Below are 1,902 nucleotides of genomic sequence, written 5' to 3' on the forward strand. Positions count from 1 at the left end.
TTCGGCTGTTCGCCGATTAAAGCGGCACGCGAGCTGGGTTCAGAACGTCGTGAGACAGTTTGGTCTCTATCCTCTGCGCTCGTTGGAATGTTGAGGAGTCCTGCCCATAGTACGAGAGGACCTGGGTGGACGAACCTCTGGTATGCCAGTTATCCTGCCAAGGGTACGGCTGGTTGGCTACGTTCGGATGGGATAACCGCTGAAAGCATCTAAGCGGGAAGCCTTCTCCAAGATAAGCATTCCCTCACGCCCCTCGGGGCGTGGATAGTCCCCATGGAGAACACGTGGTTGATAGGCCGGATGTGGAAGCCCTGTGAGGGGTGGAGCTGACCGGTACTAACGGACGAGTACGACACTCCAATCCTCGGATTGATCCCACGTGATCATCCCGGACGACACGGAGCACCTGATGATCCAACTGCGATCGACCAGACGAGATCACATCGCGTCCGCTAGCCGGTTCCCAAACCGCCACCACGGGATCGTCTCCCCCCTTGGGGGTGGATGGTCCTGGTTCTTATAGTTCTTGCGGTGGTCATGGCCCAGGGGAGACGCCCGGCATCCATTCCGAACCCGGAAGCTAAGACCTGGCACGGCGATGGTACTGCACCCGGCAGGGTGTGGGAGAGTAGCACACCACCGCACACACCACGTCATGGAGGTCCGACGGCAACAGCCGCCGGACCTCCTCTTATATCCGCGGAGGCTTTGGGGAACACCCCAAAGCCTCTCTTCATATTTGTCGAAGGGTCTTGAAGACACCCTCCAAGGCCTTATTATTCCCATGCCCCTGATGCTTATTCATGTCAGCGATGGGGAAACTACAGAAAAGGCTGTTGCCGCCACTTCGATTCAGTGGCGGCAACAGCCTTTTCTTTTATTTTTCAACGGCGAATCCGGCCGCGCGAAGAAACCACTCATCATGGGATACGACGATCAGCGCGCCTGGATAATCACGGAGCAACTGAGCAATCGAGCCAGCGCCTAGGAATAAGCGCGACACGCCGATATTTGGTAACCTAGAAAGGTTAGTGTATCTTATTTCTTGCTGCGGTCATGGCCCAAGGGAAACGCCTGGATCCATTCCGAACCCAGAAGCTAAGGCTTGGCACGGCGATGGTACTGCACTCGGTAGGGTGTGGGAGAGTAGCACACCGCAGCATTTACTCGTTAATAAAACGCTTGTCGAAGTTGACAAGCGTTTTTTTGTTTTTCAGGATTACAGTCAGCAACAACCGTTGGCCTATAACCCAATAACCCGGCTTATAGGCCAAAATGTGTGTCTGGTGGTCTAGTCGTTGGATGGCCAGTCGACCCGGGTGTGGAAGTCGTTCCAGTCGATGCCGGTGCCGTGGCGCATGGGGATGCCGAACGTCTCGTATCGGCCCTGCGGGCTGTTCTCCCATGCCTTCCGGTAGAGGCTCTCCAGCCGTTCGTCCGTGACCGCGTTCGCTGCCAGCCATGCGTCCGTCTCGGGGTGTTCGGTGTGCTGGTGGCACCACCAGCAGATCGCCTTCAGTTGCCGGATCAGGCGCAGTCCGCGGTGATGGCGCAGCATGTCCCGGATCCGTCCGTTCCATGATTCGATGAGGTTGTTCGTGGATGGTATCGTTCCGTTCTCCGTCAGGTCCTCGTCGAGGAACGTGAACAGGCGCCCCTCGCGGATGCGTCCGCGGATCATGCGCCTGGCCCTGACGAGTCTTTGGTGCATGTCGTTCACGCTGCCGTCGGCGTATTCGCTTTTCTCGTCGAGGAAGCCCGCGAAGTCCTGCTCCCACTGGTTATAGGAGGCCAGCCAATCGGCCGCGGCCGCGCCGTCCCTGACGCGCGGCAGGGCGAGGGCGATGCGTCTGAGCCGTCTGCCCGCCTCCAGCCGGGGCCTCATGCCGGTGAGCCCGAATA

General features: G+C 58.5%; 1 protein-coding gene, 3 rRNA genes and 1 pseudogene. 4 read left to right on the top strand and 1 reads right to left on the bottom strand.

The window, feature by feature from the left end; genetic code table 11:
* From BTIS_RS11485 to rrf (BTIS_RS11500), 4 genes are all read left to right on the top strand, one after another.
* Positions 1–360, top strand: a 23S ribosomal RNA gene (locus BTIS_RS11485); the annotation flags it as partial.
* A gap of 167 nt (positions 361–527) precedes the next feature.
* Positions 528–645 (top strand): 5S ribosomal RNA (rrf, locus tag BTIS_RS11490).
* Between the two features lie 139 nt (positions 646–784).
* Positions 785–988 (top strand): hypothetical protein, encoded by a 204-nt coding sequence (locus BTIS_RS11770; protein ID WP_143248956.1) that lies wholly within the window; start codon positions 785–787, stop codon positions 986–988.
* A 58-nt stretch (positions 989–1,046) separates the two neighbouring features.
* Positions 1,047–1,163 (top strand): 5S ribosomal RNA (gene rrf, locus BTIS_RS11500).
* Between the two features lie 128 nt (positions 1,164–1,291).
* Here rrf (BTIS_RS11500) and BTIS_RS11505 read toward each other — a convergent pair.
* Positions 1,292–1,902, bottom strand: a pseudogene (locus tag BTIS_RS11505) (IS256 family transposase); the annotation flags it as partial.

This window comes from Bifidobacterium tissieri, from assembly GCF_002259645.1.
Taxonomy (GTDB): Bacteria; Actinomycetota; Actinomycetes; order Actinomycetales; family Bifidobacteriaceae; genus Galliscardovia; species Galliscardovia tissieri.